This window comes from Stenotrophomonas sp. STEN009 (assembly GCF_056760395.1).
Window position 1 is genome coordinate 29,126 of sequence record NZ_JBRRES010000007.1, and the last position, 13,692, is coordinate 42,817.

General features: G+C 60.3%; 11 protein-coding genes. 5 read left to right on the forward strand and 6 right to left on the reverse strand.

All coding sequences use genetic code 11. The features are described 5' to 3' along the window. Nucleotides 1-93: 93 nt before the first annotated feature. From ACVOMM_RS04925 to ACVOMM_RS04940, 4 genes are all read right to left on the reverse strand, one after another. Nucleotides 94-2,223, reverse strand: a complete 2,130-nt coding sequence (locus tag ACVOMM_RS04925) for a peptidase domain-containing ABC transporter (RefSeq protein WP_481525942.1) — start codon at nt 2,221-2,223, stop codon at nt 94-96. Nucleotides 2,224-2,452: 229 nt separating this feature from the next. Continuing rightward, nucleotides 2,453-2,590: a hypothetical protein gene (locus ACVOMM_RS04930; RefSeq protein ID WP_460255892.1), complete on the reverse strand. Its 138-nt coding sequence runs from the start codon at nt 2,588-2,590 to the stop codon at nt 2,453-2,455. A gap of 35 nt (nt 2,591-2,625) precedes the next feature. Further along, nucleotides 2,626-2,772 (reverse strand): hypothetical protein, encoded by a 147-nt coding sequence (locus ACVOMM_RS04935; RefSeq protein ID WP_154582323.1) that lies wholly within the window; start codon nt 2,770-2,772, stop codon nt 2,626-2,628. Between the two features lie 66 nt (nt 2,773-2,838). After that, nucleotides 2,839-4,101, reverse strand: coding sequence for an HlyD family secretion protein (locus ACVOMM_RS04940; RefSeq protein WP_481525943.1), 1,263 nt, complete (start codon nt 4,099-4,101; stop codon nt 2,839-2,841). 1,341 nt (nt 4,102-5,442) lie between these two features. Here ACVOMM_RS04940 and ACVOMM_RS04945 point away from each other — a divergent pair. From ACVOMM_RS04945 to ACVOMM_RS04955, 3 genes are read left to right on the forward strand one after another with little or no spacing between them, the layout of a single operon-like run. After that, on the forward strand, nt 5,443-6,114 hold the full coding sequence (locus ACVOMM_RS04945) for a dienelactone hydrolase family protein (protein WP_481525944.1): 672 nt from the start codon (nt 5,443-5,445) through the stop codon (nt 6,112-6,114). Next, complete coding sequence (locus ACVOMM_RS04950) at nt 6,111-6,533, forward strand: HIT domain-containing protein (protein ID WP_053516834.1); 423 nt, start codon at nt 6,111-6,113, stop codon at nt 6,531-6,533. Before ACVOMM_RS04945 ends, ACVOMM_RS04950 begins: the two co-directional genes overlap by 4 nt. Before the next feature lie 15 nt (nt 6,534-6,548). After that, entirely contained in the window at nt 6,549-6,716 is a 168-nt protein-coding gene (locus ACVOMM_RS04955; protein ID WP_005410498.1) for a LiaI-LiaF-like domain-containing protein, read from the forward strand. Between the two features lie 66 nt (nt 6,717-6,782). On the opposite strand, the gene dcd is transcribed toward ACVOMM_RS04955, so the two are convergent. Then, the gene (dcd, locus tag ACVOMM_RS04960) at nt 6,783-7,355 is read right to left on the reverse strand and encodes a dCTP deaminase (protein ID WP_065174891.1); all 573 of its coding nucleotides are present in this window, start codon (nt 7,353-7,355) and stop codon (nt 6,783-6,785) included. A 74-nt stretch (nt 7,356-7,429) separates the two neighbouring features. Beyond that, nucleotides 7,430-8,284, reverse strand: a complete 855-nt coding sequence (gene apbC, locus ACVOMM_RS04965) for an iron-sulfur cluster carrier protein ApbC (RefSeq protein ID WP_053516830.1) — start codon at nt 8,282-8,284, stop codon at nt 7,430-7,432. A 242-nt stretch (nt 8,285-8,526) separates the two neighbouring features. On the opposite strand from apbC, the gene ACVOMM_RS04970 reads away from it, so the two are divergent. Both ACVOMM_RS04970 and ACVOMM_RS04975 read left to right on the forward strand, forming a co-directional pair. Beyond that, the gene (locus ACVOMM_RS04970) at nt 8,527-10,563 is read left to right on the forward strand and encodes an alpha/beta hydrolase family protein (RefSeq protein WP_128988869.1); all 2,037 of its coding nucleotides are present in this window, start codon (nt 8,527-8,529) and stop codon (nt 10,561-10,563) included. 186 nt (nt 10,564-10,749) lie between these two features. Next, nucleotides 10,750-13,611, forward strand: a complete 2,862-nt coding sequence (locus ACVOMM_RS04975) for a TonB-dependent receptor plug domain-containing protein (protein ID WP_180876080.1) — start codon at nt 10,750-10,752, stop codon at nt 13,609-13,611. Nucleotides 13,612-13,692 lie beyond the last annotated feature (81 nt).

A 13,692-nucleotide genomic window follows, 5' to 3' on the forward strand; every position in this document is an offset into this window, starting at 1 on the left:
CCTACGGACGCGGCATAAGGCCTGCCTAGTTCATTCGAAGTAGTTGGCGGATGAGGACGCCATGGCTGAAGCGGCGCGAGCTGCAATTGATACTTATCGGAATGAAGCAGAATTCACTTCTTTGCTCCGTGACAAATCTACGGCACTGCCGGGAAACTCCTGAACGACTTGTCCTCCTTCGAGAACCAGAACGCGATCCGCAGAGGCGATTGTCTCCGGCCGGTGGGCGACTATGATGCGAGTGAGGTTGAGTTCTCTAATCGCAGTGTTAACGGCTTGTTCTCGCATGACGTCTAGGTGGCTCGTGGCCTCGTCCAGAACAAGGATGTCTGGCGTTCTGTAAAGCGCGCGCGCGAGAACCAGTCTTTGCTTTTGCCCGCCAGAAAGAGAACTCCCCATGTCGCCGATAAGGCCGTCGTATCCAAGCGGCATGCTGATAATGTCGTCGTGAACGCACGCAAGTGTCGCCGCCCATATCACACGATCAGCATCCGTCTCTGGATCAAAGAATGAAATGTTCTCAGCGATGCTGCCGGCAAACAACTGGTCGTCCTGCATGACAGTCCCAATGCGACTCCTTACCGTTGACGCGCCAATCGTGCGGATGTCGATACCATCTATTCGGACTGAGCCTTCCGACGGATTCAGCAGCCCAAGGATCAACTTCAGCATCGTTGTCTTTCCTTCGCCTGACGCGCCGACGATTGCGAGCGACTCCCCTTGTCGGACTGTAAAGCTGCAATCTTTGATTATCCAGGGCTCGCTCTCAGAGTACCTAAATCCAACACCATCAACGGCAATGTCTCCGAACTTGGTGTCAGGCCCATCAAGCATCGGCACTTGGCTCTCTGACTCTTCTAGAACGATATCTCCTAGACGCTCACCATGAAGGCGGAGCATTCGGAGTTCCACCCACTTGTCAACCAATGACCCTACTCTTATGGAAAACTGATCCTTGTACGCCAGATATGCAATCAACATTCCAACCGAGAATATCCCCTGAATGGTCAGCCACGCACCAATCCAGATCGCAGCGACGCGCTCGACGCCAAAAATCATCTGACTTATTGAGGAGAAGCTCAGGGAAATTCGTGATAGTCGCACATCCTTATCCGTGGTTGTATGGATCAAGTTCAAGAATGTCGTTTCTCTTCCAATTTCTTTGCCCGACACCTTGATGCTTTGAATCCCCCGAATGGACTCTAAGAGATGCGTCTCTTGATTGGCGGCGGCTACTAGTTGCTGTTCGGTGCGATCTCTAAGGTGCTGGAACAAGCACGCCCGTGCCGCCAGATAGACTGCCATGGCCCCGACGCTGATTAGCGCGAGCTTCCAGTTGTAAACGAACATAAGAATGAGCGATACCGCCGTCATCAAACCATCGATTAGCGCCTCCACAAAGCTCGTTGTCAGAGTTCTTTGAATTGCTTGCAGGGAAGATAAACGTGAAGTGACGTCGCCCAGGTGGCGCCTCTCAAAGAAGTCCAGCGGCAGACGAATCGCGTGTGCGAAGACGTTTGCGAGCCACTGCACCCCTAACAACGCGGATAGGTGAATGACCGCCCACCCTCTAAAGAAACCGATGACCACTTGTAGTAGAAGCGCTGCGCCGAAGGCCAATCCCAGTACGGCAAGGATGTTCGTGTCAGCTGACACAAGTGCGTGATCCACTACCCACTGCATATAGAAGGGCGCAGTGGCTAAAAGAACCTGTAGGCAAACTGAGAGGAGGGCGATCTGTGCGAGTGAGGTGCGTAAGCCGCAAACTGGCCCAGTAAGCTCGGATAGTGAGACGGGGCGAGGCCTTTTCTTCTTCTGGAAGCCGAACGCTGGCGCCGCCTCCAGAGCCACGCCAGTAAAGCTGTCGCTAAACTCACTGATCGAAACTCGCCTCTCACCGATCGCCGGATCAATGATCGTCATGTATTTGCCGGATACGCCAGTAAGCACGACGAAGTGATTTAGCTTCCAGTGAAGGATGCAGGGTAGCTTAAGGTCTGGAACGTGTTCCATTTCAAGTCTGACGGGCCTGGTGGACATCCCGAGACTCTGTGCCATGACAATTAGCTGGCTTAGCTTGGCGCCCTTCAGGGATATGCGGAATCGCCTCCTGGCCTCAGAGAGCCGGATCCCCTGGCCAAAGTGTGATGCAAGCATAACCACGCATGCGATACCGCATTCCGCGGCCTCAGATTGAAGTACAACCTGTGTCTTCTTCTTCATCCATGATCCGTTTGATTGAAGATCGGGGCGCACCCCCATCCTCAACCCTTAACTTCAGTTGTGACCAGATGCTGCTGGTACGCTGTTGTCGGCAAGGGCGAGACTCTTGCCGATTGAGTAGCCAGCGCTTGCTACCGCCAAAACTGCAAAGAGGATCCCGAAAACCGAGTAAAGCCCTCTATTCTTCGCCATTTCTGTTCTCACTTGAATGAAAGAGCGAGTGGCTACGTCAACGTGCGTTGTCGCGCGCAGCCAGATCCTTGCCGATGTTGTATCCAGCCATGAAATATGCGCCCATGGCCGGAGCCAGGAACTGCAGGAAGCCGCCTTCGACCTTGGCTACGTCTTCGTTCGTCATTTCCTTCATGCTAAATCTCCTTACTCAGTGAAGTTGGTTTCTGATTACTTTGCATTTACGTAGTAGCCAACCGTCATGCCGAAGCCGAGCACTGGCGACACGAGCCAACCGGCTCCAATTATGATTTTGCTTTCGGTGGACATTGCTCCGCCGTCGACCAGCTCAACCTGTTCCGAGTTCATCTCCAACATTGGCACTTCTCCTTAGTAATGGTGCATTTCCCTTGCACCAGGGCTCCAGATACTTCTGGAATCTGTCTAGGAGCCTGAAAGAGCTCCCTTAACTGAAATTAGCGGTTCAAAAAGCCATTCACCCAGTGTTCTCTTTTCACCTATTACGTCCGCTTCGATCAGCATCCCCGCACGAAGGGGTTCGCTCCTGCCGTACACTGACACAGTTTGTGAATTTGGCTTAACAACAACGCGATACTTGGTGTCAGTATCGTTCCCGTTGCTGGCTGACTGACGATTGTCAGGTATTGAAGCGCTGGCGCTGATCCTGGAAACCGTTCCAAGGTGATGTCCGAACTTCTGATAAGGGAACGCGAGGTATCGCAGGTGTACGGTGTTGCCTTCTGATATGAATCCGATCGCTCGGCTTGGCACATCAAACTCGGCCTCAAGAACATCGCCTTGCGAGATGAGGCTTAGCAACTGCTGACCAGTCTGAATGCTTTGGCCCGACTTTACCCCCTGAAGGGAGACGGTTCCCGATACAGGAGCAAGTATTTCAAGTGAGCCTCTGGCGTCATTCTCGATGCGCTCCTGGTCGAGCGTAGCAATCTGCCGCGAATGGACTGCCTTTGCGGCCATCATCTGTTCGGCGACATCTGCCATGCCTAGCCGAAGCTGACTGAGGTTGCGTGCATTTTGTGCGCGCTGACGCTCTAGTGAGCTCACCTGGGCGGCAAAGTCGAGCTTACGCGCGATCTGTTCATCGACCTGGAGTTGGCTAACGAAGCCCTCTGCGGTGAGAGGGCGCATGCGGTCAACAATCGAGCCAACTATTGCCGCTTGTTCGCGCCGGGTGACTATTTCACCATTCAGCACTTTGATTTCCAATTCGGCAGCCGCGATCTGTGCAGCTAGAGCTCGCTCCTTTCGCAGGAGTTGCTGCATCTCAGCAGACGACTCGGAGTCAAGACTCAGCCTCCGATCACGGAGCCTGTCGTCAATGGCCTTTGCTGTATCTCCATCACCTCCAGTAGCGCGGGGGACGGTGACCACGGCAATGCGTTGCCCTGCTGCAACCTGCTCCCCTTCCTGAACTAGTAGTTCTGTAAGAACGCCCGTGGAGGGTGCCAAGATGACAGAGAGCCCCTTTGAAGGGCTTAGGTGTCCGGCAACGGTGGTACGACGCGAATAGCTTCCAAAGAGAAGCACGCAGATGATCGTCGCCGCAAAGAACAACGCCAGGCAGGAAAGTGCCGTAACTCCAAGCGGTTGTGACACTGAAATGCGGCCGATTGACTCGTTGCGTCTGGCCTCGAACACTTCTTTACGAAAGAAATTTTCAGACATCCTTTTCCTTCCAAGTCCACTGATCCCATCCGAATCAGCTTCTCGAGCAATGATGCAAATCCACTAGGCGGCTGGGTTACACGGCAAAAGGAACCTTCCTGGAATTTTTGAGAACGCATTGTTCTGAACGTGGCTATAAAGTTCATATCGCAGGAGCGGCCGGGTGCCCCGCCTGCCTTTCGCGCTGCTGGTTTGATCCGGCTCCTCTCTCTAAGAAGCGAACGACTGGTTGATGATGCAATCTCGCGTTGAGGATGAAGTGGCAAGCGGGTCGTTCGCGAATCCAAGGTGGAATCCGACGTTGTATCCGCCGGCAGCGAATGTGGCGGCAGGTCGGCGTCACGGTAAGTCGTGGACGGCGATGCCCTCTGACCTCCATCTTCATTGGCTGTAGTACTGCACAATGAGGGCAGCAGGCCATTGCGCCGCCGTGCGAACTTCAATCCGGGTCTCTCACTCAACTGGCGATGCCGGCCACTACTGCTACGGAGTCGCTGCCACGGAGTCGGATGCTTCGTCCGACTTCCGAGGTCCAGTTCCTTCGTAGGCCATCTGAGATGGTCTCCTCACTTGTTAAGGATCGACAAGTTTGGCTCGGCATTAGGGCAGTGCTCCCGCCTCAGCCATTGGCGAGGGCCAGTGAGCGGGGGACGCCAGCGCTACCCCTGACCATTGCAACCAAAGGTTTTCAGCCCACCTGCAACTATACGTCCGGCAAAAGCGCAAACCTATGGTTGCCCGTCGATGATAGAGCTTTGTGATTTCATTCTGATCATCGTATCGATATACAGAACCGCCCTTTCCATCCTTGAAAAGGAGCACCTGGACAGCCACGTCGCCGCCTTCGAAATCAGAAAGGCGCACCGTCCGCTCAACCCACTGCCTGCCATCCGATGACGCCATCTGGCGGTCCTGGTACGACGATTGGTTGGCCATAGCCACCGTGTGCATTGTTGCCATCCCCAATGCACACAGAAGGCGAAATTCCTTTTTCATTTCATGAAACTCCATTTATCGGGCGCCTGCGCCTTCACGCCGCGCCCCGGAAACATGCCGAGTTATGATCAGTCCCATATCGCCCCTCCAGACTGGAGTTCCGCGAACGAAATGCTATCTGCTCGCCCTCTTGGCTTCAGCAGGTGCTTTACTGAATCTACTGTCAGAGCCAGACCGGATCAGATGCCAGAATCCCTGGCAGGATCGTCCGCGACGCATTCGATCGAGTCGCGATCCGACGTCGCTTGATGCATCAGCCGCCCGATCACGCACAGCCGCAGACGCCGCGCTAACCCGCCCAGCGCCGACAATGCAGGTCTGTCCACTGCTACGAGGAACCCGACGATGTCCGAATGGATCACCCTGGATACGCATCATGGCCCGGTCCGGGCCTGGCAGGCCCTGCCGGCGGGCACGCCGCGTGGCGGCCTGGTGGTCGTGCAGGAGATATTCGGCGCCAATCCGCACATCCGTGGCGTGGCCGAGCGCTTCGCCGCCGAAGGCTATGCCGTGCTGGCGCCGTCGTTCTTCGACCTGGTCGATGGCCCGGACGCCGACCCCGACGCCCTGCCCTATGACCCTGAAGGGGTGAAACAGGGCCTGGAACGGGTAAGTGCTCTGGGCATTGAACGGGCACTGGAAGTGGTGCGCGCCGCAGCAACCCGGCTTGCCCCCTTCGGCAAGGTCGGCACGGTCGGCTACTGCTGGGGCGGAACGGTGGCGATGCTGTCCGCGCTGCGCCTCGGCCTGCCCTCGGTGAGCTATTACGGCGCACGCAACGTGCAGTATCTGGACGAGACACCGAAGGCGCCGGTGATCTTCCACTTCGGCGCGCAGGACCGCAGCATCCCGCCGGAGGCCGTGGAGGCGCATCGCCAGAAGCTGCCGCAGATGGCGACCTATGTCTACCCGGCCGACCATGCCTTCAACCGCGAGCTCGGACATGCGTATGATCCAGACAGCGCCACCCTGGCGCTGCAACGCACCCTGGACTTCTTCACGGAGCATCTTGGATGAGCGATTTCGAACTTGATTCCCGCCTGGCCACCGACAGCGTTCTGGTGGCGCAAGGCCCGCTGTCGCAAGTGCGGTTGATGAACGACGAACGGTTTCCCTGGCTGATCCTGGTGCCGCGTCTGGCCGGGGTAACGGAGTGGATCGAACTGGACGGCGACCAGCAGGACAAGCTGCGCACCGAACTCAACCGCGCCTGCAAGGCCCTGAAGGGCTCCGACGGGGTGGAGAAGATCAACATCGGCGCATTGGGCAACATCGTGCGCCAGCTGCATTTCCACGTGATCGGCCGCCACGACGGCGATCCGGCGTGGCCGGGACCGGTGTGGGGCAGCGGTCCTGCGCACCGCTACGAACCGGACGCCCTGCAGCAGCATGTCGCCTACTGGAAGGAACGGCTAGGATATCCGGCCCACTCCTGAGACCGTGCCGACACGATGCGATTCAACCTCGTCGCCGCCATCCTGCTGATCCTGATCGGCCTGTTCATGCTTGCCAGCAACCTGGGCTGGACGCACCTGAACCTGTCCAAGCTGCTGCTGACCTGGTGGCCGGTGGCCCTGGTCGGCGTCGGCATCGCCATGCTGTTCGGCCGCGGCAAATAAGCGAAGGCGGCGCAAGCGCCGCCTTCGATCGAGCGACGCCGGGCATGGCCCGGCGCTACCGGTCCGTCAGGTGCGCGGCAGGGTGACGCCGGTCTGGCCCTGGTACTTGCCACCACGGTCCTTGTAGGACGTTTCGCAGATATCATCGGCCGCCGCCTGGAAGAACAGCATCTGGGCCACGCCTTCGTTGGCGTAGATGCGCGCCGGCAGCGGCGTGGTGTTGCTGAACTCCAGGGTCACATGGCCTTCCCACTCCGGCTCGAGCGGAGTGACGTTGACGATGATGCCGCAACGCGCGTAGGTGCTCTTGCCCAGGCACACCACGAGGGTGTCGCGCGGAATGCGGAAATACTCCACGGTACGCGCCAGCGCGAAGCTGTTGGGCGGGATGATGCATTCGTCGGCGGTGATGTCGACGAAGCTGCCCGAATCGAAGTGCTTCGGGTCCACGATGGTCGAGTTGATGTTGGTGAACACCTTGAACTCGCGCGAGCAACGCACGTCGTAGCCGTAGCTGGAGGTACCGTAGCTGACGATGCGCTGGCCGTTGACCTGCTTCACCTGCCCGGCCTCGAACGGCTCGATCATGCCGTGCTGTTCGGACATGCGGCGGATCCAACGGTCACTCTTGATGCTCATGCTCTGTCCTGGGTGCGAGGGGGCGCGAGGATTCTAGCAGGGGGCCGGGCGCCACCGCCCTCCCCGGCCGGTCCCTACAGCAGCGACGACAGGATCGGGATCGAGGCACGCGGGCGCTTGCCCACTTCCTCGATGAGCCGCTGCGCAGCGTGGCGATAGGCCTGGGCCGGCAGGGAATCCGGCTGCGCGGCGGTGATCGGTGTGCCTGCGTCACCCTGCTCACGGATGCCGATCTGCAACGGCAGCGATCCCAGCAGCGGCACGCCGTACTGCGCCGCCATACGCTCCCCGCCCCCCTCGCCGAACAGGTGCTCGACGTGGCCGCACTGGCTGCAGGTATGTACCGCCATGTTCTCGACGATGCCCAGCACCGGCACTTCGACCTTCTCGAACATCTTCAGTGCCTTCTTCGCATCCAGCGTGGCGATGTCCTGCGGCGTGGTGACGATCACCGCACCGGCCAGCGGAATCTTCTGGGTCAGCGTCAGCTGGATGTCACCGGTGCCGGGCGGCAGGTCGATCAACAGGAAGTCGAGGTCGTCCCACAGGGTGTCGTTGAACAGCTGGGTCATTGCCGAGGTCGCCATCGGCCCACGCCAGATCATCGGCGTGTCTTCCTCGATCAGGTAACCGATCGACATGGTGTCCACGCCGAAGGCACGCAGCGGTTCGATGCTCTTGTTGTCCGGGCTTTCCGGGCGGCCGGACAGGCCCAGCATGGCGGGAACGCTGGGGCCATAGATGTCCGCATCGAGCACACCCACCCGCGCGCCCAGCTGCTGCAGCGCCACCGCCAGATTGACGGCCGTGGTGGACTTGCCGACACCGCCCTTGCCCGAGCCGACCGCGATCACGTTGCGGATGCGCGCGTGCGGTGCCAGCCCCTTCTGCACCTGGCTTGCATGGGGACGACGGGTCGGACTGTTCACTGCGGGCTCCGGCGGAAAGTCAGGAAGGAGAACCCGACATCATACAAGCTGGGCGCAAGCTGACTTGATTCAGGATTGCCCAGATCCGCGCATGGATTCTCAAGTCGGCGCCCCACGGCGGCGTTGCCTCTCTGCCCCCGCTGGGTGCACAGGTGGAAACTTTCACGTGCAGTTGACGGAAGGGCAGCACTCGTTCATCTTCCGGTCATCTTGATGCGAATCGCCACAAGGAACTGTCGATCATGGAAACCCGCCTCACGCGTGCCCGCCTGGGTGCCACCACCGCACTGCTGCTTGGCCTGCACGTCATCCACGCCTCCGCCACACCGTTGCCGGTCGAGGATTTCGCCAAGATCCCGGCCATCCAGTCTGTCAGCATGAGCCCTGACGGCAAGCAGCTGGTTGCGATCATTGCTGCGCCGGGCAGCAACAATGGCGATACCGCATTGGCCAACTGGAACCTGGACGTGCCCGGTTCGGCGCCCGTGGCAATCACGCCTTCCGGTGATCGCATGAAGTTCATTGCCGCCAGCGCGCTCAAGGCGGGTCGCAGCCTGGTGATCGGCCGACAGGAGCTGACCGCGCAGTTGTCCGGCTGCGGTGAAGGCAACTCGGTCGGCTCAACCAAGACGTTCCTGTCCAAGGCATTCCTCACCGACAGCAGCCAGACAAAGTTCGACGAGGCTTTCGCGGACAACACCCGCAAGCTCGGCATCAGCGAACAGACCCAGCGCTGCCTGGAGCTGGCCGGCACCGCGTCCCTGGTGCATTCGCTTCCGCTGGATCCGGACAAGGTGATCATCTCGCAGATCAACCAGACCAATTTTTCGGCCAGCTATTACCTGTTCAACCTCAAGACCGGGCAGACCGAGCTGCTGTTCCGTGGCGACGCCCGCTCCACCCCGGGCCTGTTCCACCCGCGCAACGGCGAGCTGCTGACGCGTACGCAGATCGAGCCGGCCGGCTCGAACGACTACGAGCAGCAGATCCTGGTCAAGAACAAGGCCAGCGGCCAGTTCGAGAAGCACGACACGCTGACCACCCGCCTGTCCGATCGCTACACGATGGAGGTGGTCGGCATCGATGACCAGAACGGCAAGCTGTACATCCTCACCGACAAGTTCTCCGACCAGGTACAGGCCCGACTGTACGACCCGGCCAGCAGAACGTTTGACAACGAACCGCTGGCGGCTCATCCCGAGTATCCGATCGGCGGCCTGATCCTGGGCACCAAGCCCAGCAACTTCAACCAGGTGCTGGGCTTCTATGTCGACGGCCCGCGCCGTGAAGCGGTCTATGTCGATCCGCAGATGAAGGCCCTGTACGACGGCCTCAAGCAGGCGTATCCGGGCAAGTACATCGCCATCACCGGTTACAACGATGATCTGTCCCGCGTGCTGTTCACCACCAACAGCGCGAGCTCGCCCACCAGTTACCAGATCCTGGTGGATCGCAAGCAGGTCACAACGCTCGGCAGCGAACGCCCCTGGGTGGACGGCAAGCAGATCGGCGAGCAGCGCTGGGTGACGTACACGGCCCGCGACGGCCGCAAGATTCCCGCCATCGTCGACCTGCCCGCAGGCTGGAAGAACGGTGACGCGGCGTTGCCGGCGCTGGTCCATCCGCACGGCGGCCCTTGGGCCCGTGACTACACCGGCTGGGATGCGTCCGGCTGGGTGCCGTTCTTCACCTCGCGCGGGTACGCGGTGATCCGGCCGCAGTACCGCGGCTCAACCGGGTTCGGGCGTGAGCACTGGATCGCCGGCGACAAGCAGTGGGGCCTGACGATGCAGGACGACAACGATGATGCGGCTGCCTGGCTTGTGCAGCAGGGGATAGCGGCCAAGGACCGCATCGCGATCTTCGGCTATTCCTACGGTGGCTTCGCCTCGGCCGCTGCGGTCGTGCGCAGCCCGTCGCCCTATCAATGCGCCATTGCCGGCGCCCCCGTAACCGACCTCGCCCGCCTGGGTGTTTCCTGGAGCGAGAACCGTCTGCAGCGCATCCTGCAGGGACAGACCGTGAAGGGCATGGACCCGATGCAGAACACCGCCAAGGCCGCCATCCCCCTGCTGACCTTCGTGGGAGACCGCGATGTGCGCACCCCCGCGTCCCACGCCAGGAATTTCTACAACGGCGTCAAGGACAAGGTGCCCGCACGCTTCGAACTGATTCCGGACATGCCGCACAGCATGCCGTGGTACCCCAGCCACTACCGCGCGACGCTGCCGCTGATGGCGGACTTCCTCAGCAAGGAGTGCGGACCGGGCGGCCTGTAAGCAACCGGACGCTGGCCCGTTCATGGACCCCGCTGGCTTGAACCCGGCGGGGTTTTTTCATGCGCCGTTCACTGAATTTCCCCTTAGCAACAACGGGTTACAGCAATTCTCCATTCATGTTGCATTTACTTTACGTGGCACATACACTCCATTAACCGAAGCATAACAAGTGGGGATCACATCGAAATGCGCAACGCCAACCGCCACATCAAGCCAAGCCGCGTCCCGCTCACTCTTGCTGTGCTGGCCTGCCTGCAGGCCGCACCGGCCCTGGCCCAGGAGACCACCCAGCAGGAAGCCGCGGCGTCAAGCACTTCCTCCCACAACCAGCGCGCCACCGACCTTGACAAGATCACCGTCACCGGATCGCTGATCCGTCGTGCGGATTACGAAACGTCGTCGCCGGTGTTCACCATCGACACCGAACACAACGCTGCCCAGGGCCAGGTGTCGGTGGGCGAGTTCCTGCAGAAGTCCGCTATCGGTGCTGCTGAAACCCAGATCACCCACCAGTTCGGTGGCTTCGTCGTTGACGGTGGTACCGGCGTGCAGACGTTCTCGCTGCGCGGCCTGGGTGCCAACCGCACCCTGGTGCTGCTGGACGGCCAGCGTCCGGGCCCGGCCGGAACCCGCGGCGCGGTCGGCGCATTCGACCTGAACGTCATTCCCACCGCCATCCTGCAGCGTGCGGAAATCGTGAAGGACGGTTCCTCGTCCATCTACGGTTCCGACGCCGTGGCCGGCGTGGTCAACCTGATCACCAAGAAGAATTTCGAGCGCCCGGAGCTGACGGTCACCGGCCGTATCCCGACCGAAGGTGGCGGTGAAGTCTTCCAGGGCTCGCTTGCCAATGGCTGGAACTTCGAGAAGGGCAGCATCGTCGCTGCCGTCGAATGGTACCGCCACAACGAGCTGACCCGCGGCGACCGCGACTTCCTGAACTGCGGCAATGATCTGATCAAGGACGCCAACGGCAACCGCATCGACCGGCAGGATCATTCGATCACCGCCGGGACCAATCTTGCGAACTGCAACAACATGCTCATCAACGTCATCGATGAGTACGACTCGCCGATCCGTTACATTCCCTCGCCGGACGGCAGCACCGTGGGTCCGTTCCCGGGCTATCGCCCGCGCGCCAACCGCACCTACGCCAACGGCAGCCCGGTCGCCTACTACGAAGAACCGCTGAACTTCGATGCATGGGGCCAGGCTCACATCATCAACCGCCAGGAGCGCAAGTCGGCCTACTTCGCTTCCGACTTCGGTTTTGACGGGTTCAACTGGAAGACCCAGTTCCTCTACAACAACCGCAAGACCAACAACTTCCAGTGGCGCCAGTTCTTCCCGACTGTCGAGGCACCGGGCACCACCAACGGCTACGCCCAGCCCGTCCTGCCGTTCAAGTCGTCCTCGCAGACCGAGGTCGACTACTACTACCTGGCGAACAAGTTCGATGGTCTGTTCTCCGGCAGCTGGGGCTGGGAAGTCAATGCCAATGCCAGCCGCTCCAGCGGCAAGTACAGCTCGCTGGGCATCCGCAACTCGATCACCGGCGATCTGACCACTCCGAACGCAGGCGATACTCCGGCAGCGAACTACTTCGACCCGGGCTATCTGAGCGGCGCCAAGGTTGACGAACTGGTCGACATCCTGGGCATCACCGCCACCGGCAAGACCACCTATGACACCGTGACGGTCAATGCGATCTTCTCCGGTGAGCTGTTCGACCTTCCCGCAGGTGCGCTGGGCGCCGCGTTCGGCCTGGAATACCGCTACTACTCCATCGAAGATACGCCGGACGCCAATTACAAGGATCTCTGGGGTGCCTCGACGGCCGACGTGACCAAGGGTAACGACAAGGTGAAGGAAGCCTTCGTCGAGTTCGACATCCCGCTGATCAAGGGCGTCACCGGTATCGAATCGCTCACCGCCAATGCTTCGGGCCGCATCTTCAAGTACGACTCGGTCAGCGGCAGTGACAAGGTCTGGAAGGCCGGCCTGAACTGGCAGATCATCCCGTCGCTGCGTCTGCGCGGTACCGTCGGTACCTCCTATCGTGCACCGGGCCTGTACGAGCTGTACCTGGGCAACCAGACCGGCTTCCAGGCGCAGACCGCGATCGATCCCTGCATCCGCTGGGAAGAGAGCGACAACACCAATATCCGTGCCAACTGCGGTGCCGCCGGCATCCCGGGCGATTACATCGGCGCAGGCTCCAGTGCCACCGTGTTCACCAGCGGCGGCGCCGGCAACCTGGTTCCGGAAACCTCCCGCGCCAAGAGCGCCGGTATCGTGTTCACTCCGTCGTTCGCTGACCTGAGCGTGGCGATCGACTACTTCGACTACGATATCCGCGGCCAGATCACCTCGCTGGGTGCACTGGACATCACCACCGGCTGCTACGGCTCGAACACCTTCCCGAACCGTTACTGCGACCTGCTGGAGCGCAACCCGACCACCGGCCCGGACGCGAATTCGATCCGCAACATCTACGCCCAGTACCTGAACATCAACCAGCAGCGTACCCGCGGCTGGGACATGACCCTGAACTGGGAACATGAGTTCGGCTTCGGCAAGTTCGCCCTGGATTCGCAGGTCACCTACACCGTGGAAGACGTGGCACAGCTGTTCGACAGCGCCGAGGCCAGCGGCCTGGCCTCCTCGGATCAGCTTGGCCTGATCGGCCGTCCGGACCTGGTTGCCAACCTGGGCCTGACCCTGACCCGCGGCGACTGGGAATACAACTGGCTGACCCAGTACATCGGCAAGACCGAGAACACCAATCTCAACTCGCGCTTCACCTACCAGGGCCGTCCGGACTCGTACCGCGACCTGGTCGCCGACGCTCGCGTGTATCACACCGCTTCGTTGAGCTACAAGCAGGCCGACTGGGAAATCCTGGTGGGCGTGGCCAACGTGTTCAACACCAAGCCGGCACTGATCTCCACCGGCGCCGGCACCCGCTACGGCAACACCGCTGCCTTTGCCACCCAGTACGACCTGTACGGCCGCACCCCGTTCGTGCGTCTGAAGTACAAGTTCTGATAGGGCCGTAGTCCGCAGCACCCCGACAGACCCGGCTTTTGCCGGGTCTGTCTTTTGCAGGGCCCGATCCAGCCCCTTGCA